At 72.9% G+C, this 23,562-nt stretch carries 16 protein-coding genes and 1 pseudogene; 15 read left to right on the top strand and 2 right to left on the bottom strand.

Annotated elements, in window-relative coordinates:
- Window positions 1-27: 27 nt before the first annotated feature.
- On the top strand, window positions 28-2,166 hold the full coding sequence (gene uvrB / locus GQS09_RS09680) for an excinuclease ABC subunit UvrB (RefSeq protein ID WP_165985593.1): 2,139 nt from the start codon (window positions 28-30) through the stop codon (window positions 2,164-2,166).
- A 70-nt stretch (window positions 2,167-2,236) separates the two neighbouring features.
- Window positions 2,237-2,821 carry a TerD family protein gene (locus GQS09_RS09675; RefSeq protein ID WP_165985592.1) on the top strand — a complete coding sequence of 195 codons (585 nt, stop codon included), beginning with the start codon at window positions 2,237-2,239 and terminating at the stop codon, window positions 2,819-2,821.
- A 38-nt stretch (window positions 2,822-2,859) separates the two neighbouring features.
- On the opposite strand, the gene GQS09_RS09670 is transcribed toward GQS09_RS09675, so the two are convergent.
- Both GQS09_RS09670 and uvrA read right to left on the bottom strand, forming a co-directional pair.
- Window positions 2,860-6,108, bottom strand: coding sequence for a phosphodiester glycosidase family protein (locus GQS09_RS09670; protein WP_165985591.1), 3,249 nt, complete (start codon window positions 6,106-6,108; stop codon window positions 2,860-2,862).
- 188 nt (window positions 6,109-6,296) lie between these two features.
- A complete protein-coding gene (gene uvrA / locus GQS09_RS09665) occupies window positions 6,297-9,185 on the bottom strand; it encodes an excinuclease ABC subunit UvrA (protein ID WP_165985590.1) in 2,889 nt (962 codons plus the stop codon).
- A gap of 218 nt (window positions 9,186-9,403) precedes the next feature.
- Between uvrA and GQS09_RS09660 the strand changes: the two genes are divergently transcribed.
- The 13 genes and pseudogenes from GQS09_RS09660 to pgi all read left to right on the top strand — a co-directional run bounded on the left by GQS09_RS09660 (window position 9,404) and on the right by pgi (window position 23,414).
- Window positions 9,404-10,105, top strand: coding sequence for a maleylpyruvate isomerase family mycothiol-dependent enzyme (locus tag GQS09_RS09660; RefSeq protein WP_165985589.1), 702 nt, complete (start codon window positions 9,404-9,406; stop codon window positions 10,103-10,105).
- Between the two features lie 55 nt (window positions 10,106-10,160).
- The gene (locus tag GQS09_RS09655) at window positions 10,161-10,817 is read left to right on the top strand and encodes an MBL fold metallo-hydrolase (protein ID WP_165985588.1); all 657 of its coding nucleotides are present in this window, start codon (window positions 10,161-10,163) and stop codon (window positions 10,815-10,817) included.
- Window positions 10,818-10,868: 51 nt separating this feature from the next.
- Window positions 10,869-12,959, top strand: a complete 2,091-nt coding sequence (gene uvrC, locus GQS09_RS09650; RefSeq protein ID WP_165985587.1) for an excinuclease ABC subunit UvrC — start codon at window positions 10,869-10,871, stop codon at window positions 12,957-12,959.
- Window positions 12,960-13,045: 86 nt separating this feature from the next.
- Window positions 13,046-13,969: an RNase adapter RapZ gene (rapZ, locus tag GQS09_RS09645; RefSeq protein ID WP_243761253.1), complete on the top strand. Its 924-nt coding sequence runs from the start codon at window positions 13,046-13,048 to the stop codon at window positions 13,967-13,969.
- A complete protein-coding gene (gene yvcK / locus GQS09_RS09640) occupies window positions 13,969-15,048 on the top strand; it encodes a uridine diphosphate-N-acetylglucosamine-binding protein YvcK (protein WP_165985585.1) in 1,080 nt (359 codons plus the stop codon). Before rapZ ends, yvcK begins: the two co-directional genes overlap by 1 nt.
- Window positions 15,039-16,056 (top strand): annotated as a pseudogene (gene whiA / locus GQS09_RS09635) (DNA-binding protein WhiA). Before yvcK ends, whiA begins: the two are co-directional and overlap by 10 nt.
- A 290-nt stretch (window positions 16,057-16,346) precedes the next feature.
- Window positions 16,347-17,351: a type I glyceraldehyde-3-phosphate dehydrogenase gene (gene gap, locus GQS09_RS09630; RefSeq protein WP_165985584.1), complete on the top strand. Its 1,005-nt coding sequence runs from the start codon at window positions 16,347-16,349 to the stop codon at window positions 17,349-17,351.
- A 107-nt stretch (window positions 17,352-17,458) separates the two neighbouring features.
- Complete coding sequence (locus GQS09_RS09625) at window positions 17,459-18,691, top strand: phosphoglycerate kinase (protein ID WP_165985583.1); 1,233 nt, start codon at window positions 17,459-17,461, stop codon at window positions 18,689-18,691.
- A gap of 58 nt (window positions 18,692-18,749) precedes the next feature.
- Window positions 18,750-19,526: a triose-phosphate isomerase gene (tpiA, locus tag GQS09_RS09620; RefSeq protein WP_165985582.1), complete on the top strand. Its 777-nt coding sequence runs from the start codon at window positions 18,750-18,752 to the stop codon at window positions 19,524-19,526.
- A 200-nt stretch (window positions 19,527-19,726) separates the two neighbouring features.
- Window positions 19,727-19,954: a preprotein translocase subunit SecG gene (secG, locus tag GQS09_RS29285; RefSeq protein ID WP_165985603.1), complete on the top strand. Its 228-nt coding sequence runs from the start codon at window positions 19,727-19,729 to the stop codon at window positions 19,952-19,954.
- A gap of 127 nt (window positions 19,955-20,081) precedes the next feature.
- Entirely contained in the window at window positions 20,082-20,417 is a 336-nt protein-coding gene (locus GQS09_RS09610) for an RNA polymerase-binding protein RbpA (RefSeq protein ID WP_165985581.1), read from the top strand.
- Window positions 20,418-20,605: 188 nt separating this feature from the next.
- On the top strand, window positions 20,606-21,634 hold the full coding sequence (locus GQS09_RS09605) for a class I SAM-dependent methyltransferase (protein WP_165985580.1): 1,029 nt from the start codon (window positions 20,606-20,608) through the stop codon (window positions 21,632-21,634).
- A gap of 109 nt (window positions 21,635-21,743) precedes the next feature.
- A complete protein-coding gene (gene pgi / locus GQS09_RS09600) occupies window positions 21,744-23,414 on the top strand; it encodes a glucose-6-phosphate isomerase (RefSeq protein WP_165985579.1) in 1,671 nt (556 codons plus the stop codon).
- The last annotated feature ends 148 nt before the right edge of the window (window positions 23,415-23,562 follow it).

Below are 23,562 nucleotides of genomic sequence, written 5' to 3'. Positions count from 1 at the left end.
TCGGCGGCGCGTCGTACCGTGGGGGTCATGCGGCCCGTTTCCCAGATCGAACGCACAGTGGCGCCCTTCGAGGTCGTCAGCCCTTACCGCCCCGGCGGTGACCAGCCCGCCGCCATCGACGAGCTGGAGCGGCGGATCACCGGCGGCGAGAAGGACGTCGTGCTGCTCGGCGCCACCGGCACCGGCAAGTCGGCCACCACCGCCTGGATGATCGAGCGCCTCCAGCGCCCGACCCTGGTCATGGCGCCCAACAAGACGCTGGCCGCACAGCTCGCCAACGAGTTCCGCGAGCTCCTGCCCCACAACGCCGTCGAGTACTTCGTCTCCTATTACGACTACTACCAGCCCGAGGCGTACGTTCCGCAGACGGACACCTACATCGAGAAGGACTCCTCCATCAACGAGGAGGTGGAGCGGCTGCGGCACAGCGCCACCAACTCCCTGCTCACCCGGCGGGACGTGGTGGTGGTCGCCTCGGTCTCCTGCATCTACGGCCTGGGCACCCCGCAGGAGTACGTGGACCGCATGGTGCCGCTCCGGGTCGGCCAGGAGATCGACCGGGATCTGCTGCTGCGCCGCTTCGTGGACATCCAGTACACCCGCAACGACGCCTCCTTCACCCGGGGCACCTTCCGGGTCCGCGGCGACACCATCGAGATCTTCCCGGTCTACGAGGAGCTCGCCGTCCGCATCGAGATGTTCGGGGACGAGATCGAGGCGCTGTCCACCCTGCACCCGATCACCGGCGAGGTGGTCTCCGCCGACGAGCAGCTCTACGTCTTCCCCGCCTCGCACTACGTCGCGGGCCCGGAGCGCATGGAGCGGGCGGTCAACGGCATCGAGGCGGAGCTGGCGGCCCGGCTGGCCGAGATGGAGCGCCAGGGCAAGCTGCTGGAGGCGCAGCGGCTGCGCATGCGCACCACCTACGACCTGGAGATGATGCGCCAGATCGGCACCTGCTCCGGCATCGAGAACTACTCGCTGCACATCGACGGCCGGGAGACCGGCTCCCCGCCGCACACCCTGCTGGACTACTTCCCGGACGACTTCGTCCTGGTCATCGACGAGTCCCATGTCACCGTGCCGCAGATCGGGGCCATGTACGAGGGGGACGCCTCCCGCAAGCGGACCCTGGTGGACCACGGCTTCCGGCTGCCCTCCGCCATGGACAACCGTCCGCTGAAGTGGGAGGAGTTCCTGGAGCGGATCGGCCAGACCGTCTATCTGTCCGCCACCCCCGGGCCCTACGAGCTCTCCCGCTCGGACGGCGTGGTGGAGCAGATCATCCGGCCGACCGGCCTGGTCGACCCGGAGGTGGTGGTCAAGCCCACCGAGGGCCAGATCGACGACCTGGTGCACGAGATCCGGCTGCGCAGCGAGCGGGACGAGCGGGTGCTGGTGACCACGCTGACCAAGAAGATGGCCGAGGATCTCACCGAGTACTTCACCGAGCTGGGCATCGCGGTCCGCTATCTGCACAGCGACATCGACACCCTGCGCCGGGTGGAGCTGCTGCGCGAGCTGCGGGCCGGCGAGTTCGACGTGCTGGTCGGCATCAACCTGCTGCGCGAGGGCCTGGACCTGCCGGAGGTGTCCCTGGTGGCGATCCTGGACGCGGACAAGGAGGGCTTCCTGCGTTCGGGCACCTCGCTGATCCAGACCATCGGCCGGGCCGCGCGGAACGTCTCCGGCCAGGTCCACATGTACGCCGACAAGATCACCCCGGCCATGGAGAAGGCGATCGAGGAGACCAACCGCCGCCGGGCCAAGCAGATCGCGTACAACGAGGAGCGCGGCATCGACCCGCAGCCGCTGCGCAAGAAGATCAACGACATCGTCTCCGCCATCGCCCGCGAGGAGGTGGACACCGAGGAGCTCCTCGCCACCGGATACCGTCATCCGGGCAGCGGCCGGGCCGGGAAGAACGGCCAGCCCGGCCGGGCGCCGGTGCCCGCGCTGCGGAAGCGGGCGGAGCACAAGGGCGGGGCGGAGGCGGTGCCCACCGACCGTCCGGCCACCGAGCTGGCGCAGACGATCGAGGAGCTGACCGAGCGGATGCGGGCCGCCGCGGCCGAGCTGCAGTTCGAGGTCGCCGCCCGGCTGCGGGACGAGGTCTCCGAGCTGAAGAAGGAACTGCGCCACATGAGGGAAGCCGGACTCCAGTAGGGTTGCGGTACCTCCGCGGGACGCCGGGGGCGGGGCCGTCGGCGCACGATGCCGGGAAGGCGGGGAGCAGATGGCAGTCAATCTCACCAAGGGCCAGGCCATCAGCCTGAAGAAGGACGATGGCACCGGGCTCACCGTGGTGCGCATGGGTCTGGGCTGGAAGGCGGTGCAGCGCAAGGGTTTCCTGGGCCGGCTGATGGGCGGCGGCGACATCGACCTGGACGCGTCGGCGGTGCTGTTCTCCGGCCGGCAGATCGCCGACGCGGTGTGGTTCCGGCAGCTCAAGAGCCGGGACGGCTCGGTGGCGCACTCCGGGGACAACCTGGTGGGCGGCGCCGGCCACGGCGGGGACGACGAGACGATCCGCGTGGATCTGACCCGGGTGCCGGCCGGCGTGGACCAGATCGTGTTCACCGTGAACTCCTTCACCGGGCAGACCTTCGCCCAGGTGGAGGCCGCCTTCTGCCGCCTGGTGGACGAGACCACCGGGGTGGAGATGGCGCGCTACACCCTCACCGGCGGCGGCCCGGTCACCGGGCAGATCATGGCCAAGGTGCAGCGCCAGGGCGGCGGCTGGTCCATGACGGCCATCGGTGCCCCGGCCAGCGGCCAGACCTTCCAGCACCTGCTGCCGGCCATCCTGCCCCATCTGTGAGCCGGTGCCGGCGGCGCCGCCCCGGGCCGCCGGCCCGGTCAGCCGGTGCCGCCGGCACCGGCCGGCCGGACCTCGGCGGAGAGCCAGTCCGGGCCGCCCCGGTGGGGGTGGCGCCGCACGGCGGTCCAGTCGGAGCCGGAGAGCCGGTCCACGCCGACCAGGGTCCAGCCGTTGACCCCGCCCCGGTCCTCGGGTACCGAGGGGGTCCCGGTCAGCCCGCCGCCCAGCACATAGGGCACCCCGGAGTGGAGATAGGCGTCGAACAGGCCGGCCTGGCCGCCGAGAAAGGTGACGCCCTTGCCGGTGGCGGCCCGGAAGCCGGTCAGCCACTGCTCCAGCAGCAGGGCGTCCATCCGGTCGGTCAGCCGCCCGGTGTCCCGGCCCGAGGTGTCCCGCGGCGGCACGTGCGCGATCACCGCCACCGCGCCGACGCTCTTGTCCCGGGCGGCGTCCAGCAGCCGGGTGCGCAGCTCCAGCCACTGCTCCAGGCCGCCGCCGCTGACCGACCGGCTGGACGTGTCCAGGGTGAGGAACCGGGTCCCGCGGTGGTCGAAGACGCGGCGGGACTCCCCGAACACCTCCCCCCACCGCTCCGGTGAGCCGCCCCGCACCTCGGCGTCGCCGGGCACATAGACCCACGGCACGGTCAGCTCCTCGGTGAGCAGCTCCCGGGCGAACAGCAGATTCTCCCGGGTGCCCTCGGCCACCCAGTCACCATTGATCACCACGAGCTCCGGACCTGCCGCCTGCGCCTCGGCCAGGGCGGCGCGGGCCCCGCGGGCCTCCTCGCCGTCCGGCCGTCCGGCGTCCAGCCCGGCGTCCGACAGCACGGCGAAGCGCCAGTCCCGGCCGGCCACGGCCGCGCCGTCGGCGAACACCGGGTCGGCGGCAGGCCCTCCGGGCTCCTCCGGCAGCGCGATGTCCTGCGGGGTCAGCGCGGTGAGCTCGTCGATCAGGATCTCGCCCTGGTAGCGCACCGGCGGCCGGGTCTCGGTGAGGTAGAACCGGTGCACCGACACCGGGTGCGGCACGTCGTCCGGCACCTCGAAGACCAGACGCCGCCAGCCCTGGTGCTCGATGTACGGGCCGCGCAGCACCCGGCTGGTGCCGGTGGCGTCCAGCAGGTGCAGGGCCGGCCAGGCCCCGCGGCCGTCCCCGTGCACCCACAGGGCGAAGGCGCTCGGCCGGCCGGCCACCGGGATGTCCGCGGGCGGGGCGGCGCGGGCGGTCCGGGAGCCCTCGGAGAGGGTGAAGTCGTAGCTCAGCCGCAGCGCCGTGCCCGCGTGGCCGTCCGGGACGGCGGAGACCGCGCCCGCCGCCCGGCTGTGGCTGAACCGCCAGTCCCCGGCGTTCTCGAAGTCCGCCACCACGGTCTCCTCCAGGCCGATGCCGGCGCCGAGCACGGTGCTCACCCCGCCCGCGGTGGCGGTGATCCGTCCCGAGGTGAAGCCGCCGGCCAGCGCGGTCACCAGAAAGCCGCCACTGCGCGGATCCGGTTCGACGGCGAACAGGGAGCGGTCGTATTCCAGGGTCACGTCCGCGGGCTCCACCGGGGCACTGGTCCCGGTGGCGTCATGGCCCAGCAGCCCGAACCAGGCGGTGTCCCCGGCCCCGGACAGGCCGATCCGCTGCTGGGTGGGGGTCAGCCGTGCCAGGTGCCCGATCACCGTGAGCCGCAGCGAGCCCCGGGCACCGCCGGCCGCCGCCCGCACCTCGGCGGTGCCCGGACGTCCGGCCGTGAACACCCCGTCGGCCCCGATCCTCCCGTGGGCCGTGCCGTCCGCCGACCAGACCGCGTCCCGGGCCGCGGCCGGCGCCGGGCCGTAGGTCTCGTCGTGCCCGACCGCGGACAGCGCACGGGTCAGGCCGGGGAAGACCCGTTCCGGCCGGCCGCCGCCCATCACCTCGGCGGTGGGGGCGAGAGCCGGCTCGGTCACGGTCCGGACGGTGATGCCGGCCGGGTCGCCGCTGCCGGTGGGCGCGGTGACCGCCAGCCCGTTCGGGACCGCCCGCTCCCGGCCGTCGGACGGCGAGTTGACCAGCCGGGGCGCGGCGTCCCCGGGCTCGCGGGCCAGCAGGGTGGCGGAGCCGCCGCCGTCCAGGTTGAGTGCCTCCCAGGCGCCCAGCCGCTGCATCATCCCGGCCAGCCGGGTCAGTGTGACGCCGCCGGAGTGGGCCTGCCGGCCGTCCACCACCAGCACGAACATCCGGCGGCCGTCCCGGGAGAAGCCCACCGCGGTGCGCGGTGCGGCCAGATTGTTGGGCGCGCCCTCCCAGTTGTGCGGCCGTCCGTCGCTGACCAGCAGCTCCTGCCCGCCCACCGCGGTGCGCGGCAGCGGCTGCCCGTCGTCGGTGCGCACCGAGTAGTCCAGCGCGACCCGGTCGCCGGCGGCCAGCCCGGCCAGTGCCGCGGCCCCGGCGTCCCGCCCGAGCAGTGCGGTGACGCCCTCCGGCAGCGGCCCGGAGCCCGGCTTCTCCGACACGGAGGTCACTTCGCCGTCCTCCACCAGCACTTCGGTGACGCCCGGGCTGCCGCGCACGGTCAGCGCCCGGTCGGCCGCGCCCCAGTCGTCGGTGAAGACGCCGATGCCGTCCTCGGGGATCTGCGGCGAGTTGTAGGCGGCGAGCGGGATTTCGCCCGCCGAGGCGGTCTCGGCCTTGCCCGCGAAGTGGATCTGGAGCACCCGGCCGGTGCCGTCGTCGTCGATGCCGACCGCGTGGCTGCGGCCGGGGGTGCCGGAGTGGAGCAGTTCGCCGTTCCGCACGCCCGGGGCGAGGGGTGCCTCGGTGACGTTGATGTCGAAGAAGTCCGCGTTGAAGGCGGCGACCGTGGCGCGCCCGGGGCCCGGCCGGTGGGCCGCGGTCAGCTCGGAGAGGGAGCGGCCCTCGGTGAGGGTCTCCGGCCCGAGGTGGTCGACGGAGAGGTCCTGGCCGAGATCGACGGTGAGCTGGTGGACGTTCAGCCATGCGTCGGCCTCGCGGCGCTGAACCGACGTCAGTCCGACGCCCGGGGCGGGTGTCCGCTCCCGGCGGGAGAGCTCCAGGCCCTCCGCGTCGGGCACGCCGAGCGCCTCCTCGAAGGCGGTGGCCCGGGCGGCGGCATCCCCGGCCAGCGGGTCGGCGGCCGGGAACTCCACGGCCGACGGGATCCGGGCCGGTCCGGCGGCGGCGGAGGGCACGGCCGGCGGTACCAGCCCCAGGGCCAGCGCCGCGACCGCGGCGCCGCGCAGCAGCAGCCGCCAGCTGCCCGGTCCGGGTCTCCGCTCGTGCCGCCGCCTTGCTGCCACAGAAGCTCCCTGGGGGTCGACCGGTCATGTGCGCCTAGCGCAGATAACGGGGCGAGGTCCCCTGGAGTATCGGGATGTGACGCGGACGGGTGTCGACCACCAGGAGGCTTCCCGATGGCAAAGCGGTGACCGTGCGGAGACCCTTCGGGCCCCGGCCGGACCGCTGTCCGGCCGGGGCCCGGGGCGGGCTACGCCTTGCGCGCGGTGCGTTTGCGGGCGGGCGGGGCGTCGCTGACCGTCTCGCCGAGTATGTCCCGCAGGAACTTCCCGGTGTGGCTGGCCGGGACGGCGGCGATCTCCTCCGGGGTGCCCTCGGCGACCACCAGGCCACCGCCGCTGCCGCCCTCCGGGCCCATGTCCACGATCCAGTCGGCGGTCTTGATCACATCGAGGTTGTGCTCGATGACGATCACGGTGTTGCCCTTGTCGACCAGGTTCGACAGCACGCCGATCAGCTTGCGGATGTCCTCGAAGTGCAGGCCGGTGGTGGGCTCGTCCAGCACATAGACGGTGCGCCCGGTGGAGCGCTTCTGCAGCTCGGAGGCGAGCTTGACCCGCTGCGCCTCACCGCCGGAGAGGGTGGGCGCCGGCTGGCCCAGCCGCACATAGCCGAGGCCGACGTCGTTCAGCGTGCGCAGATGGCGGGCGATGGCCGGCACCGCCTCGAAGAAGTCCAGCGCCTCCTCGATCGGCATGTCCAGCACCTCGGCGATGGACTTGCCCTTGTAGTGCACCTCCAGCGTCTCCCGGTTGTACCGGGCGCCGTGGCACACCTCGCAGGGGACGTAGACGTCCGGCAGGAAGTTCATCTCGATCTTGATGGTGCCGTCGCCCGCGCAGTTCTCGCAGCGCCCGCCCTTGACGTTGAAGGAGAACCGGCCGGGCAGATAGCCGCGGACCTTGGCCTCCATGGTCTCCGCGAACAGCTTGCGGATGTTGTCGAAGACCCCGGTGTAGGTGGCCGGGTTGGAGCGGGGGGTGCGGCCGATGGGGGACTGGTCCACATGCACGACCTTGTCCACCTGATCGATGCCGTCGATCCGGGTGTGCCGGCCGGGCACCAGCCGGGCGCCGTTCAGCTCGCGCGCCAGATGGGTGTAGAGGATGTCGTTGACCAGGGTGGACTTGCCGGAGCCGGAGACCCCGGTGACCGCGGTCAGCACTCCCAGCGGGAAGCCGACGTCGATGTTGCGGAGGTTGTTCTCCCGGGCCCCGTGCACCGTGAGCCGCCGGGCCGGGTCGGCCGGGCGGCGCCGGTCCGGCACCGGGATGCTCTTCTTCCCGGCCAGATACTGCCCGGTCAGCGAGGCGTCGTTGGCCAGCAGCTCCTTCAGCGGGCCGCTGTGCACCACCTCGCCGCCGTGCTCCCCGGCGCCCGGGCCGATGTCCACCACCCAGTCCGAGGTGCGGATGGTGTCCTCGTCGTGTTCCACCACGATCAGGGTGTTGCCCAGGTTCCGCAGCCGGACCAGGGTCTCGATCAGCCGGTGGTTGTCCCGCTGGTGCAGGCCGATGGAGGGTTCGTCCAGCACATAGAGCACGCCGACCAGGCCGGAACCGATCTGGGTGGCCAGCCGGATGCGCTGGGCCTCGCCGCCGGAGAGGGTGCCCGCGGCGCGGTTGAGGGAGAGATAGTCCAGCCCGACGTCGACCAGGAAGCGGAGCCGCTCGTTGACCTCCTTGAGCACCCGCTCGGCGATCTTCTTCTCCCGGGCGGTGAGCCTCAGCTCGCGCAGGAAGTCGGCGCACTCGCTGATGGACATGGCGGAGATGTCCGCGATCGACCTGCCCTTGACCGTGACCGCCAGCACCACCGGCTTGAGCCGGGTGCCGCCGCAGGCCGTGCAGGGCACCTCGCGCATGTAGCCCTCGAAGCGCTCACGGCTGGAATCCGACTCGGACTCGGCGTGCCGCCGCCGCACGAAGGGGATGACCCCCTCGAAGCTGGTGGTGTAGGTGCGCTCCCGGCCGTGGCGGTTCTCGTACCGCACCTCGATGCGGGCCTTGTGGCCGTACAGCAGGGCCTTGCGGGCGCGCTGCGGCAGCCCCTCCCAGGGGATGTCGGTGCGGAAGCTCAGGGCATCGGCCAGGGCGTTGACCAGGTGGTTGAAATAGCCCTTGGTGTGGCCGTTGGACCAGGGGTGGAGGGCGCCCTCCTCCAGCGTGCGCTGCGGATCGGGCACGATCAGCTCCGGGTCCACCTCCATGGTGGCGCCCAGTCCCGAGCAGGCCGGGCAGGCGCCGAAGGGGGAGTTGAAGGAGAAGGAGCGCGGCTCCAGCTCCTCGAAGGAGAGATCGTCGTACGGGCAGTACAGGTGCTCGGAGTACATCCGCTCGCGCTGCGGATCGTCCTCCGGGAGATCCACGAAGTCCAGCACGACCATGCCGCCGGACAGGCCGAGGGCCGTCTCCACCGAGTCCGTCAGCCGCCGCTTGGCGCCCTCCTTGACGGTGAGCCGGTCGACGACCACCTCGATGGTGTGCTTCTCCTGCTTCTTCAGCGCCGGGGGCTCGGAGAGCTGGACCACCGCGCCGTCCACCCGGGCCCGGCTGTAGCCCTTGGAGCGCAGCTCGGCGAAGAGATCGGCGAACTCGCCCTTGCGCTGCCGCACCAGCGGGGAGAGCACCTGGAAGCGGCTGCCCTCCTCCAGGGCCAGCACCTTGTCCACGATGGCCTGCGGGGACTGGCGGGCGATGGGCCGGCCGCACTCCGGGCAGTGCGGCTTGCCGATCCGGGCGAAGAGCAGCCGGAGGTAGTCGTAGACCTCGGTGATGGTGCCGACCGTGGAGCGCGGATTGCGGGAGGTGGACTTCTGGTCGATGGAGACCGCGGGGGACAGGCCCTCGATGAAGTCCACGTCCGGCTTGTCCATCTGGCCCAGGAACTGCCGGGCGTAGGAGGACAGCGACTCCACGTAGCGGCGCTGGCCCTCCGCGAAGATGGTGTCGAAGGCCAGCGAGGACTTGCCCGAACCGGACAGGCCGGTGAACACGACCAGCGCGTCCCGGGGCAGGTCGAGCGAGACATTCTTGAGATTGTGCTCGCGAGCGCCGCGAACGATGAGTCGGTCGGCCACGCCGAGGTGCACCTTTCCAGTCCGTACGGGGGCATCGGGGCGAATCTTCGGACCCCGGACTCAAGAGTAGGCGGGGGGTACGACAACGTGCGCCGGCCGCCGGCCCGGGACTCCGCAGCATATAGCACACGCGTTCGATGCGGGGCCGGTTCCGCGGTTCCGGCCGCCCCGGCGCCCGGGCATGGCGCACCGGCGGGCACCGGACTAGCGTGGTGATCATGACGCGACCCGTGACGGACCTCGCCGGAGTGGCCGCCGCCACCGCACGGCTGCTCTCGGACGCCGCCGCCCTCCCCCCGGGCGCCGTGGGCGAACCCTCCCTGCTGCCCGGATGGACCCGCGGCCATGTCCTGGCCCACCTCTCCCGCAATGCCGACGCCCTGGTCAACGTCCTGTCCGGGCGGCCCATGTACCCCAGCGCCCGGGCCCGGGAGGCCGACATCGAGGCCGGCGCCCCCCGCCCGCCGGACGTCCACCTCGCCGATCTGCGGCAGAGTGCCGCCCGGCTGGCCGCGGCCTGGGACAGGCTGACCGACGAGGAGTGGGCGGCCACCGTGGAGCTGCGGGGCGGTGTCACCGACCGTGCCTCCTCGGTCCCGTTCCGGCGCTGGGTGGAGGTGGAACTGCACCACATCGACCTCGGCATCGGCCGCACCGTCGGCGACCTGCCCGGCGCCTTCACCGACCGTGCCGTGGACTACCTCACCCGCCGCTTCGCCGGACACCCGCAGGTGCCCGCCCTGGAGCTGCGCGCCGAGGACGGCCGCCGCTGGCGCACCGGCGGTCCCGGCGGCGAGCCGCTGGTGGTGGCCGGCACCCCGGCGGCCCTCACCGGCTGGCTGGCCGGCCGCACCACGGGCACCGGGCTGACCGCCGGCAGCGCGTCCGGCGCCGCCCTGCCGGTGCTGCCCCCGCTCTGAACCGGGCCGTCCCGATCCGCTGCCCGATCCGTCCCCTCCGAGAAAGCCGCAGGTCATGACCTACACCGGAAAGGTTGTCGCCGGCGGGGCGCCCGCCGTCCACGAACTGGCCGAGCTGATCATCTCCAAGGTCGCCGTCGGCCCCCTGCAGAACAACGCCTATCTGCTGCGCTGCCGCCGCACCGACGAGCAGCTGCTGATCGACGCCGCGGCCGAGCCGGAGGTGCTGCTCCGGCTGATCGGCGCGGACGGCCTGGGCACCGTGGTCACCACCCACCGGCACGCCGACCACTGGCAGGCCCTGGCCGAGGTGGTGCGCGCCACGGGCGCCCGCACCTGCGCCGGCCGCTACGACGCCGAGGGCATCCCGGTCCCCACCGACGTGCCGCTGGACGACGGCGACGAGCTGCGGGTCGGCGCGTGCGTGCTCACCGTCCGCCACATCACCGGCCACACCAAGGGCTCGGTGGTGCTGTGCTACGACGACCCGCACGGCCATCCGCACCTGTTCGCCGGCGACTGCCTGTTCCCCGGCGGAGTGGGCAGCACCTCCGGCAACAGGGCAGCCTTCGAGCGGCTGCTCCACGACGTGGAGACCAGGCTGTTCGACCGGCTGCCCGACGAGACCTGGGTCTATCCAGGCCACGGCGCCGACACCACGCTGGGCGCGGAGCGCCCGCACCTGCCGGCCTGGCGCGAGCGCGGCTGGTGAGCCGGCCGGCACCGCCTCCGGTTGTCACTGACGGTGAGTAGGGTTGCAGTCATGGCAGATCCCTCCACGTACCGGCCCCTGCCCGGCCAGATCCCCGACTCCCCGGGCGTCTACCGGTTCCGGGACGAGCACCGCCGGGTGATCTATGTCGGCAAGGCCAAGAGCCTGCGGCAGCGTCTGTCCTCCTACTTCCAGGACCTGGCGGGGCTGCACCCGCGCACCGCCACCATGGTCACCACCGCCGCCTCCGTGGAGTGGACGGTGGTCTCCACCGAGGTGGAGGCACTCCAGCTGGAGTACACCTGGATCAAGGAGTACGACCCCCGGTTCAACGTCAAATACCGGGACGACAAGAGCTACCCCTCGCTGGCCGTCACGCTCAACGAGGAGTTCCCCCGCGCCCAGGTGATGCGCGGCCCGCGCCGCAGGGGCGTGCGGTACTTCGGCCCCTACGCCCACGCCTGGGCCATCCGGGAGACGGTCGACCTGCTGCTGCGGGTCTTCCCGGTCCGCACCTGCTCCGCCGGGGTCTTCAAGCGCGCCGCCCAGGCCGGCCGCCCCTGCCTGCTGGGCTACATCGACAAGTGCTCCGCCCCCTGCGTCGGCCGGATCAGCGCCGCGGACCACCGCGCCCTGGCCGAGGAGTTCTGCGACTTCATGGCCGGCCGTACCGGCGCCCATCTGCGCCGCCTGGAAGAGGCCATGCACACCGCAGCCGAGGAGCTGGAGTTCGAGAAGGCCGCCCGGCTGCGGGACGACATCGACGCCCTGCGCCGCGCCATGGAGAAGAACGCCGTGGTGCTGCCCGACGGCACCGACGCCGACCTGATCGCCCTCGCCGAGGACGAACTGGAGGCCGCCGTCCAGATCTTCCACGTCCGCGGCGGCCGGGTGCGCGGCCAGCGCGGCTGGGTCACCGACCGGGTGGAGGACGTCACCACCCCCGAACTGGTGGTGCACGCCCTCCAGCAGCTCTACGGCGACGAGCAGGGCGGCAGCGAGGAGCTCTCCGGCAGCGGCGGCGTGCCGCGCGAGGTGCTGGTGCCCGCCCTGCCCGAGCCGGCCGCCCCGCTCGCCGAGTGGCTCACCCAGCGCCGTGGAGCCCGGGTCGACCTGCGGGTGCCGCAGCGCGGCGACAAGAAGGAACTGCTGGCCACCGTCGCCCGCAATGCCCAGCAGGCCCTGGTCCTGCACAAGACCAGGCGGGCCTCGGATCTCACCACCCGCTCCCGCGCCCTGGAGGAGATCGCCGAGGCCCTGATGCTCGACTCCGCGCCGCTGCGCATCGAGTGCTACGACATCTCCCACCTCCAGGGCGAGGACGTGGTCGGCTCCATGGTGGTCTTCGAGGACGGCCTGGCCCGCAGGAGCGAGTACCGCCGCTTCCAGATCAAGGGCTTCGCCGGCCAGGACGACGTCCGCGCCATGCACGAGGTGATCTCCCGCCGGTTCCGGCGCTACCTGCGGGAGACGGAGCGCTCCGGGGAGTGGACGGGCTCCCCCGGGGCCGGCGCTCCGGACGGCCCGCTCGACGCCTCCGCAGCTGCCGGCCCCGGTACCGCGGGGCCCGGCCGTGGGACGGGCGGCACGGAACCGGACAGCGGGGGGAGCGCGTCGTCCCCCGTGGAGGAGGACGGCCGCCCCAAGCGGTTCGCCTACCCCCCGCAGCTCGTGGTGGTGGACGGCGGCCCGCCCCAGGTGGCCGCGGCCCGCCGCGCCATGGACGAGCTCGGCATCGACGACGTCGCCGTGTGCGGCCTGGCCAAACGGCTGGAGGAGGTGTGGCTCCCCGGCGAGGAGGACCCGGTCATCCTGCCCCGCAGCAGCGAGGGCCTCTACCTGCTCCAGCGGGTGCGTGACGAGGCCCACCGCTTCGCCCTGCGCTACCAGCGCGGCAAGCGCGCCCAGGCGGTCCGCCGCAGCCCGCTGGACGAGGTGCCCGGCCTGGGGGAGACCAGGAAAAAGGCGCTGCTGAAGCACTTCGGCTCGATGAAACGGCTCCGGGCCGCCACCATGGAACAGATCAGCGAGGTGCCCGGCATAGGCCCGAAGACCGCCGAGGCGGTGGCGGCCGCCCTGGCCGCCGGCGCGCCGCCGGCACCCGCCGTGAACACCGCCACCGGGGAAATCCTGGAGGATTGACCGGGCGTCCACGGGGCGGAAGCGCCCCCGGCGCCGGACGCGGGCAGGCGATCATGGAGAGATACGAGAACCACGGGGGAGAACCGATGCAGGAGCAGCGAACACCGCAGGAAGAACCGGCGTCCGCCGGGCATGCCGAGGAAGGGCTGGCCCTCCCCGAGCTGGTGATCATCACGGGCATGTCCGGGGCCGGCCGGTCCACCGCGGCCAACACCCTGGAGGACCTCGGCTGGTTCGTGGTGGACAACCTGCCGCCCGCCCTGATCACCACCATGGTCGACCTCGGCGCCCGCTCCCAGGGCAACGTGGCCCGGATCGCCGTCGTGGTGGACGTCCGCGGGCGCAGCTTCTTCGACAGCCTGCGCGAGTCCCTGGCCGATCTGGCGGCCATGGGCGTCACCCGCCGGATCGTCTTCCTGGAGGCGTCCGACAACGCCCTGGTCCGCCGTTTCGAATCGGTGCGCCGCCCGCATCCGCTCCAGGGCGAGGGCCGCATCGTGGACGGCATCGCCGCCGAGCGGGACCTGCTGCGCGAGCTGCGCGGCGACGCCGACCTGGTGATCGACACCTCCAACCTCAACGTGCACGAGCTGCGCGCCAAGATGGACGCCCAGTTCACCAGCGGTGACGAACCCGAGCTGCGGGCCACCGTGATGTCCTTCGGCTTCAAGTACGGCCTGCCGGTGGACGCCGACCACGTGATGGACGTGCGGTTCCTGCCCAACCCGCACTGGGTGCCCGAGCTGCGCCCCTACACCGGCACCAGCGAGGAGGTCTCCTCCTACGTGATGGGCCAGCCCGGCGCCAAGGAGTTCCTGGACCACTACGCCGAGCTGCTCAGTCTGATCGCGGCCGGCTACCGCCGCGAGGGAAAGCGCTATGTGACCATCGCCATCGGCTGCACCGGCGGCAAGCACCGCAGCGTGGCCATGGCCGAGAAGCTGGCCCGCCGGCTCTCCGACGCAGGGGTGGAGACCGTCGTGGTGCACCGGGACATGGGACGCGAGTAATGACGGCCGGCACCGCGGGTCAGGGCCGCGCCCCCGGACACCCCGAGCGTCCGGGGACCGTGCGCCCCGGCCGCAGCCTGCGCACCCTGCGCGGGCTGCGGGGCCGGCGCGGCGCCCAGCCCAAGGTCGTGGCGCTCGGCGGCGGCCACGGCCTGTCCGCCTCGCTCACCGCGCTGCGCCGGATCACCGGGGATCTGACCGCCGTGGTCACCGTCGCCGACGACGGCGGCTCCAGCGGCCGGCTCCGCGACGAACTGGGCGTGCTTCCGCCGGGCGATCTGCGCAAGGCGCTGGCCGCGCTGTGCGGGGACGACGACTGGGGCCGCACCTGGTCGGAGGTGATCCAGCACCGCTTCAAGAGCCGCGGCGAGCTGCACGACCACGCGGTGGGCAATCTGCTGATCGTGGCCCTGTGGGAGCAGCTGGGCGACCATGTGCAGGCGCTCGACCTGGTGGGCAGGCTGCTCGGCGCGCACGGGCGGGTGCTGCCCATGTCCGCGGTGCCGCTGGAGCTGACCGCCCTGGTGCGCGGGCACGATCCGGACCGGCCCGAGGAGATGTCCACCGTGCGCGGCCAGGCCACGGTGGCGCTCACCCCCGGCGAGGTGCAGCGGGTGCGCCTGGAACCGGCCGATCCGCCGGCCGTGCCCGAGGCGGTGCGCGCGGTGCGGGACGCCGACTGGGTGGTCCTCGGGCCCGGCTCCTGGTTCAGCTCGGTGATCCCGCATCTGCTGGTGCCCGAGCTGCGCGAGGCACTCACCGAGACCAAGGCGCGGCGGGTGCTCTCGCTCAATCTCGCCCCCCAGCCCGGCGAAACCGATGGCTTTTCTCCGCAGCGTCATGTGGAGGTTTTGGTACAACACGCCCCTAAACTCGCCTTCGACGTGGTACTGGCCGACCGTTCCGCGGTGCCCGACGAGGACAGCCTGCGCGCCGTGGCGGAGCAGCGGCTGGGCGCCACCGTCGAGCTGGCGCCGGTGGCCGCCGCCGACGGGGCCCCGCGACACGACCCCGAGCTGCTGGCCGCCGCGTACGACCGTATTTTTCGGATGCATGGAAGGATCGGCCCATGGCGATGACGGCAGCGGTGAAGGACGAGATTTCCCGGCTCCCGGTGACCCGGACCTGCTGCCGCAAGTCGGAGGTGTCCTCCATCCTGCGCTTCGCCGGCGGACTCCACCTGGTCAGCGGCCGGATCGTGATCGAGGCCGAGCTGGACACCGGGATCGCCGCGCGCCGGCTGCGCCGGGACGTCCTGGAGATCTTCGGACACGCCTCCGACCTGGTGGTGATGGCGCCCGGCGGGCTGCGCCGCGGCAGCCGTTACGTGGTCCGGGTGGTGGCCGGCGGCGAGCAGCTCGCCCGCCAGACCGGCCTGGTGGACGGCCGCGGCCGGCCCATCCGCGGCCTGCCGCCGCAGGTCGTCTCCGGCGCCACCTGTGATGCCGAGGCCGCCTGGCGCGGCGCCTTCCTGGCCCACGGCTCGCTCACCGAGCCCGGCCGCTCCTCCTCGCTGGAGGTCACCTGCCCCGGCCCGGAGGCAGCCCTGGCCCTGGTGGGCNACCTGCCCCGGCCCGGAGGCAGCCCTGGCCCTGGTGGGCGCCGCCCGCCGGCTGCAGATCGCCGCCAAGGCCCGGGAGGTGCGCAACGTCGACCGGGTGGTGGTGCGGGACGGCGACGCCATCGGCGCGCTGCTGACCCGGCTCGGGGCGCACGAGTCGGTGCTGGCCTGGGAGGAACGCCGGATGCGGCGCGAGGTGCGGGCCACCGCCAACCGGCTGGCCAACTTCGACGACGCCAACCTGCGCCGCTCGGCGCGGGCCGCGGTGGCGGCCGGCGCCCGCGTCTCCCGGGCTCTGGAGATCCTGGGCGACGAGGTGCCGGACCATCTGGCCGCGGCCGGCCGGCTCCGCATGGAGCACAAGCAGGCATCGCTGGAGGAGCTGGGCGCGCTGGCCGACCCGCCGCTCACCAAGGACGCCGTGGCGGGCCGCATCCGCCGCCTGCTGGCCATGGCCGACAAGCGCGCCGCCGACCTCGGCATCCCCGGCACCGAGGCGAACCTGACCGAGGAGATGGTCGGCTGACGGCCCTTCGGGCCGCCCGTTCCGCGCCCGTTCCGCGCCCGTTCCGCGACCGCTCCGCCGGCCGCCGGGGCGGCGCCCGTGCCCCGAGTGACCAGCGGCTGAGCGCGCCGCGCGACAGGTGAGCGGCGAGCCCGCGGTTACCGGAAAGTAGGGCCGGATGGCGCGGCCGGACAGGCCCCGGTCAATGTCACGGCGGCGGGCCCGGCGCGGTAGGGTCGTGGGTGGTCGGGGACATCCCAAACAGCTCCGCCGGTGGCCGCCACCGGCGCACCAACGAGGAGATCGGTTCCGTGACGATCCGCGTAGGTATCAACGGTTTCGGCCGTATCGGACGCAGCTACTTCCGGGCCCTGCTCGACCAGGGGGCGGATGTGGAGGTCGTTGCCGTCAACGACCTGGGCGACACCGCGACCACGGCCCACCTGCTGAAGTACGACACCATCATGGGCCGCCTCGACGCAGAGGTCACCCACACCGAGAACAGCATCACGGTGGGCGGCAGGACCATCAAGGTGCTCTCCGAGCGCAACCCGGCCGACCTGCCCTGGGGCGACCTGGGCGTGGACGTCGTCGTGGAGTCCACCGGCATCTTCACCAAGCGCGAGGACGCCGCCAAGCACCTGGCCGGCGGCGCCAAGAAGGTCCTGATCTCCGCCCCCGCCAAGAACGAGGACCTCACCGTGGTGATGGGGGTCAACGAGGGCGACTACGACCCGGCCGGCCACCACGTGATCTCCAACGCCTCCTGCACCACCAACTGCGTGGCCCCCATGGCCAAGGTGCTGGACGAGAACTTCGGTGTGGTCAAGGGCCTGATGACCACCGTCCACGCCTACACCAACGACCAGCGCATCCTGGACTTCCCGCACAAGGACCTGCGCCGGGCCCGGGCCGCCGCGCAGAACATCATCCCGACCTCCACCGGCGCCGCCAAGGCCACCGCCCTGGTGCTGCCGCAGCTCAAGGGCAAGCTGGACGGCATCGCCATGCGCGTCCCGGTGCCCACCGGCTCGGTCACCGACCTGGTCGTGGAGCTGAGCCGCGAGGTCACCCGGGACGAGGTCAACTCCGCGTTCCAGAAGGCCGCCGAGGGCCGGCTCAAGGGCATCCTGGAGTACACCGAGGACCCGATCGTCTCCTCGGACATCGTCAACTGGCCCGCCTCCTGCACCTTCGACTCGCTGCTCACCCTGGCACAGGGCAAGCAGGTCAAGATCGTCGGCTGGTACGACAACGAGTGGGGCTACTCCAACCGCCTGGTCGACCTGACCGTCTACGTCGGCGAGCGGCTCTGACCAAGCCCGGCAGGCAACGTGAGATGACGATAGGGCCCGTGCGCCGCACGGGTCCTGTCGTGCGAGATCCCCCGACTGGCACAGCACTTGGCAGGAGCCGAATCGACATGAAGACGATCGACGAACTGATCGCGGAGGGCGTGGCGGGCAAGCGGGTGTTCGTCCGCGCCGACCTGAACGTCCCCCTGGAGGGCGGGCCCGGCGCCCGGCGCATCACCGACGACGGCCGCATCCGCGCCGCCCTGCCCACCATCAACGCCCTGGCCGCGGCCGGCGCGAGGGTCCTGGTGGCCTCCCACCTGGGCCGCCCCAAGGGCGCCCCGGACCCGGCGTACTCCCTGGCCCCGGTGGCCGCCCGGCTCGGTGAACTCCTCGCCCCCGAGGGCCGCTCCGTGGTCTTCGCCCACGACACCGTGGGCGACTCCGCCCGGGATGCCGCCGCCGCGCTCGCCGACGGCGGCGTGGCCCTGCTGGAGAACCTCCGCTTCAACGCCGGTGAGACCAGCAAGGACGAGGCCGAGCGCGGAGACTTCGCCGGCCGGCTCGCCGCCCTTGCCGATCTCTACGTCGGCGACGGCTTCGGTGCCGTGCACCGCAAGCACGCCTCCGTCTTCGACCTGCCGCAGCGGCTGCCGCACGCCGCCGGCTACCTGATCGCCACCGAGGTCGGCGTGCTGCGCCGGCTCACCCACGACGTGGCCCGCCCCTACGCCGTGGTGCTCGGCGGGGCCAAGGTCTCCGACAAGCTCGGCGTCATCGACAACCTGCTCCACAAGGCCGACCGCATCCTGATCGGCGGCGGCATGGCCTACACCTTCCTCGCCGCCCAGGGCCACCCGGTGGGCAGGTCGCTGCTCCAGGAGGACCAGCTCGACGCCGTCCGGACGTACCTGCGGCGCGCGGAGGAGCGCGGTGTGGAGTTCGTCCTCCCGGTGGACGTGGTGGCCGCCGCGGAGTTCCCGGACCTGGCCGCCAAGGCCCCCACCGAGCCGGTCACCGTGGCCGCCGCGGAGATCCCCGGTGAGCTGATGGGCCTGGACATCGGCCCGGAGTCCCGGAAGCTCTACGCGGCCAGGCTGGCCGACGCCGGCACCGTGTTCTGGAACGGCCCGATGGGCGTCTTCGAGCACCCGGACTACGCCGAGGGCACCCGCACCATCGCCCAGGCGCTCACCGACAGCCCGGCCTTCTCCGTGGTCGGCGGCGGCGACTCCGCCGCCGCGGTGCGGCTGCTCGGCTTCGACGAGGCCGGCTTCGGCCACATCTCCACCGGCGGCGGCGCCAGCCTGGAGTACCTGGAGGGCAAGACCCTGCCCGGCCTGGCCGCCCTGGCCGTCTGAAGCCCCGCCCGACCGCCCGAGCACGCACACCCGAGGACGAACCGAGGAACCGGCAGACATGACCACTCGCATTCCGCTGATGGCGGGCAACTGGAAGATGAACCTCAACCACCTGGAGGCCATCGCCCACACCCAGAAGCTCGCCTTCGCCCTGGAGGACAAGGACTTCGCGGCCGTGGAGGTCGCCGTCCTGCCCCCGTTCACCGACCTGCGCTCGGTGCAGACCCTGGTCGACGGCGACAAGCTGAAGATCAGGTACGGCGCCCAGGACATCTCCGCCCACGACTCCGGCGCCTACACCGGCGAGGTCTCCGGGGCGATGCTGGCCAAGCTGGGCTGCACCTACGCCGTGGTGGGCCACTCCGAGCGCCGCCAGTACCACGGCGAGGACGACGAGGTGTGCAACACCAAGGTCAAGGCCGCCCTGAAGCACGGGCTCACCCCGATCCTGTGCATCGGCGAGGGCCTGGACACCCGCAGGGCCGGTGACCACGTGCCCTACACCCTGGCCCAGCTGGACGGCGCGCTGCACGACGTCACCGCCGAGCAGGCGGCCGGCCTGGTGATCGCCTACGAGCCGGTCTGGGCCATCGGCACCGGTGAGGTGGCCACCCCCGAGGACGCGCAGGAGGTCTGCGCGGCCATCCGCGGCCGGCTCGCCGAGGTCTACGGCCAGGAGACCGCGGACCGGGTCCGCATCCAGTACGGCGGCTCCGTCAAGGGGTCCAACGTCGCGGCGATCATGGCCCAGCCGGACGTGGACGGCGCCCTGGTCGGCGGCGCCTCGCTGGACGCCGACGAATTCGTCCGGATCGTCCGCTACCGGGACCAGTGACCACGGGCGGGACCGGCCGCGCGCCCGCCGGTCCCGTCCCCCCGTCCGGTCCCGCCCTCCCTCCCACACCGGGTTCTCCCGGGTGCCCGGTCTTGTGGCCGGACGCCCGGGAGCCTGTACATTGGGGGGCGCCCGGGCTTTGTACCGTTGTCGTTGCGCAGTCCAGCCGTTCCCGAGTGTCCGAGAGAGTGGGTCCAGCCGTGGTCGTGGGGTTCTCGATCGCCCTTGTCGTGTTCAGCTTCCTGCTGGGGCTGCTGGTGCTCATGCACAAGGGAAAGGGCGGCGGCCTGTCCGACATGTTCGGCGGCGGCATGCAGTCCTCGGTGGGCGGCTCCTCGGTGGCCGAGCGCAACCTGGACCGGATCACCATCGTGGTGGGCCTGATCTGGTTCGCGATCATCGTGGTGCTCGGCCTGCTGATGAAGTGAGGCAGCGCCCGGCGCGCGCCCGGTGGGTTGCGAGCACATCGCAATTCAGTAACCACGCCCCTGGACTGGCGTTGAACCTTGCATAGACTGAGGCGACTTCGCAGCACGTGAGGCAGGGAGTACGACCGTGGCAGGTGGCAACGCGATTCGCGGCAGCCGGGTCGGGGCGGGGCCCATGGGTGAATCCGAGCGCGGCGAGTCGGCACCGCGGGTCCGGGTCTCGTTCTGGTGCGCCAATGGGCACGAGACGCGGCCCAGTTTCGCTTCCGACGCGCAGATTCCGGAGAACTGGGACTGCCCCCGGTGCGGCTTCCCGGCCGGCACCGACCAGGACAATCCCCCGGACCCGCCGCGAACCGAGCCGTACAAGACGCACCTGGCCTACGTCCGGGAGCGGCGCAGCGAGGCGGACGGCGAGGCGATCCTGGCCGAGGCCCTGGCCAAGCTGCGCGGCGAGCTCTGACCCTCCTGCTGATCCTTTGGCCGGCACCGTGACCGGCGGCGCCCCGGGGCGGTGACACGCGGGCCGCCAGGGGGCCTCCCGGGGTGCCGGGGTCTCCGGGGCGACGGCAGGTTTGCCGGATGGCCAACGTCTGGTGAAGGCGGGCCGAAGAGGGCGACGCACCGGCATCCCCTCACTAGTGTCGTGCCATGCCGAAGCCGTCAACGCCGCGCCGGCTCGCCCGCGCGGTTCTCCGTCCGGTTCTCCGCCAGCTCGACGCCCGCACCGACCGGCGCATCCGCCGCGCCGGCTCGGACCAGCGGAGAACAATCGCCGAACTCCAGCGGACGGTGGACCGGATGAGCGCCGAACTGCTGGCCCTGCGCGCGGCGGTCCCGGCCACCGCGGCCTCCCCGGCCTCCCCGGCCACCGCGGCCTCCCCGGCCGCCGGGGACGGCGCCGCCACCGCCCAGGTCACCGCCTCGGTGGCGGCGGCCTGGGGCCCGGAAGGCCGCCGCGACCGGCGGGTCAAGCCCGGCCAGCTGCGCAGGCTCGCCTCCGAGGTGGCCGATGTCTGCGGCGTGTCCTCGGCCGGCCGGGAGACCGCCACCGCCTACCGCACCCTGCTGGAGGTGGAGAACCGCGGCGTCGGCCGGATCGCCGGCGGCACCGCCAACATCGTGGGCAAGCTGGCCGCCGTGCCGCTGCTGCGGCCGCCGAACGGCGAGATCCTGGAGATCGGCTGCCTGTACGGGCTGTTCGCCGGCGCGGTGGTCCGCCAGGTGCTGCGCGCCGGCCTGGACTACCACCTGACCCTGGTCGACCCGGTGGCCGCCCGGCAGATCCAGCACGGCCGCGAGGAGTCCGTGGAGGATGCCGCCGGCACCCCCATCAGCGAATCCCTGATCCGGGCGAACCTGGCCCTGTGCGGGGTCGAGGAGAGCCGTCTCCGGCTGTGCCGCGGCTTCTCCCAGGACCCGGCGGTGCGGGCCGCGGCCGGCGACCGGCGCTACGGGCTGGTCGTCGTCGACGGCGACCATGCCCGGGAGGGCGTGCTGGCCGATCTGGAGTGGGTGGAGACCGTCGTGGCCCCCGGCGCCGTGGTGGTGCTGGACGACTACGGAGCCCGCCAGTGGCCCGGGGTGGAGGAGGCCACCGAGGAGTACCTCAAGCGCGGCGACACCCGGCTGCGCTGGGTCGGCCAGGTGGCGACCAGCGCCTTTCTGCGTGCCCAGTGATCCCCGCACGGGCGCCCGGGGCAGGTGGGGAGCGCACCGCCGGTCCGGGATCGACTAGCGTGGGGGCCGGCGGGGCCAGTGTTGTTCGACAGATGGGCTGAATCGACAGATGAACGCAGCAGACCGGGCCAGGCTGGACCGGATGCCGGAGTGGCATGCCCTGGCGACCCACCGCAAGCAGCTCGGGGAGACGCACCTGCGTGAGCTGTTCGCCGAGGACGCCGGCCGGGCCGGACGCTTCACCGTACAGGTGGGCGACCTGGCCCTGGACTACTCCAAGAACCTGATCACGGACGAGACGGTGCGGCTGCTCCGCGATCTGGCGGTGGCCGCCGGTGTCCCCGGGCTGCGGGACGCGATGTTCCGCGGCGAGCGGATCAACACCACCGAGGACCGGGCGGTGCTGCACACCGCGCTGCGGGTGCCGCACGACGCGGTGGTGACCACGGCCGGACCGCAGGGCGAGCAGAACGTCGTGCCCGCCGTGCACGCGGTGCTGACCAGGATGCAGGTCTTCGCCGACAAGGTGCGCTCCGGCCAGTGGACCGGGCACACCGGCCGCCCCGTCCGCAACGTGGTGAACATCGGCATCGGCGGCTCGGACCTCGGCCCGGCCATGGCCCATGAGGCGCTGCGTGCGTTCACCGCGCGGGAGCTGGACTGCCGCTTCGTCTCCAATGTGGACGGCGCCGACCTGCACGAGGCGGTGCGCGACCTGGACCCGGCGGAGACCCTGTTCATCGTCGCCTCCAAGACCTTCACCACCATCGAGACCCTCACCAACGCCACGTCGGCGCGGCAGTGGCTGCTGGACGGTCTGGGCGCCGGGCAGGAGGCGGTGGCCAGGCACTTCGTGGCGGTCTCCACCAACGCCGCCAAGGTGGCCGAGTTCGGCATCGACACCGCCAACATGTTCGAGTTCTGGGACTGGGTCGGCGGGCGCTACTCCTACGACTCGGCGATCGGCCTGTCCCTGATGGTGGCCATCGGCCCGGACAACTTCCGGGACATGCTGGCCGGCTTCCACCTCGTGGACGAGCACTTCCGCGAGGCCCCGGTCGAGGCCAACGCGCCGATGCTGCTCGGCCTGCTGGGCGTCTGGTACGGCGCCTTCTTCGGGGCCCGCTCCCACGCGGTGCTGCCGTACTCGCACTACCTGTCCAGGTTCACCGCCTATCTGCAGCAGCTGGACATGGAGTCCAACGGCAAGTCGGTGCAGCGGGACGGCACCCCGGTCGGCTGGCAGACCGGGCCGGTGGTCTGGGGCACCCCCGGCACCAACGGGCAGCACGCCTACTTCCAGCTCCTCCACCAGGGCACCCAGCTGATCCCGGCCGACCTGCTGGGCTTCGCGCGGCCGGTCGCCGGGCTGCCGCCCCGGCTGGCGGAGCACCACGATCTCCTCATGGCCAATCTCTTCGCCCAGGGGCAGGCGCTGGCCTTCGGGAAGACCGCCGAGGAGGTGCGGGCCGAGGGCGTGGCCGAGGAACTGGTGCCGCACCGCACGTTCCACGGCAACCGGCCCACCACCACCATCCTGGCCGCCGAGCTCACCCCCTCGGTGCTGGGCCAGCTGGTCGCGCTGTACGAGCACAAGGTGTTCGTGCAGGGCGCGGTGTGGAACATCGACTCCTTCGACCAGTGGGGCGTCGAGCTCGGCAAGGTGCTGGCCAAGCGCGTCGAGCCGGCCCTCACCGGCGAGACCACGGCCGAGGCCGCCGGCCTGGACGCCTCCACGGCCGCACTGGTCACCCGCTACCGCGCGCTGCGCGGCCGCTGACGCGGGACGGGCACCGCTGCCGTGCCCCGCCCGGTCCTGCCGCCCGGCATCCGGTGCGGGGACCGCCCCGAAGGGCCGTCCCGTGCCGGAGACGGCCGGGCCGGAGGGCCGGGCGGGCAGCTGCTGCCGGGCCCCGGCGGCGCCGCCG

The sequence above is a fragment of the Streptomyces sp. YIM 98790 genome, assembly GCF_011421595.1.
Taxonomy (GTDB): Bacteria; Actinomycetota; Actinomycetes; order Streptomycetales; family Streptomycetaceae; genus Streptomyces.
This window is presented reverse-complemented; position numbering and strand designations above follow the sequence as displayed.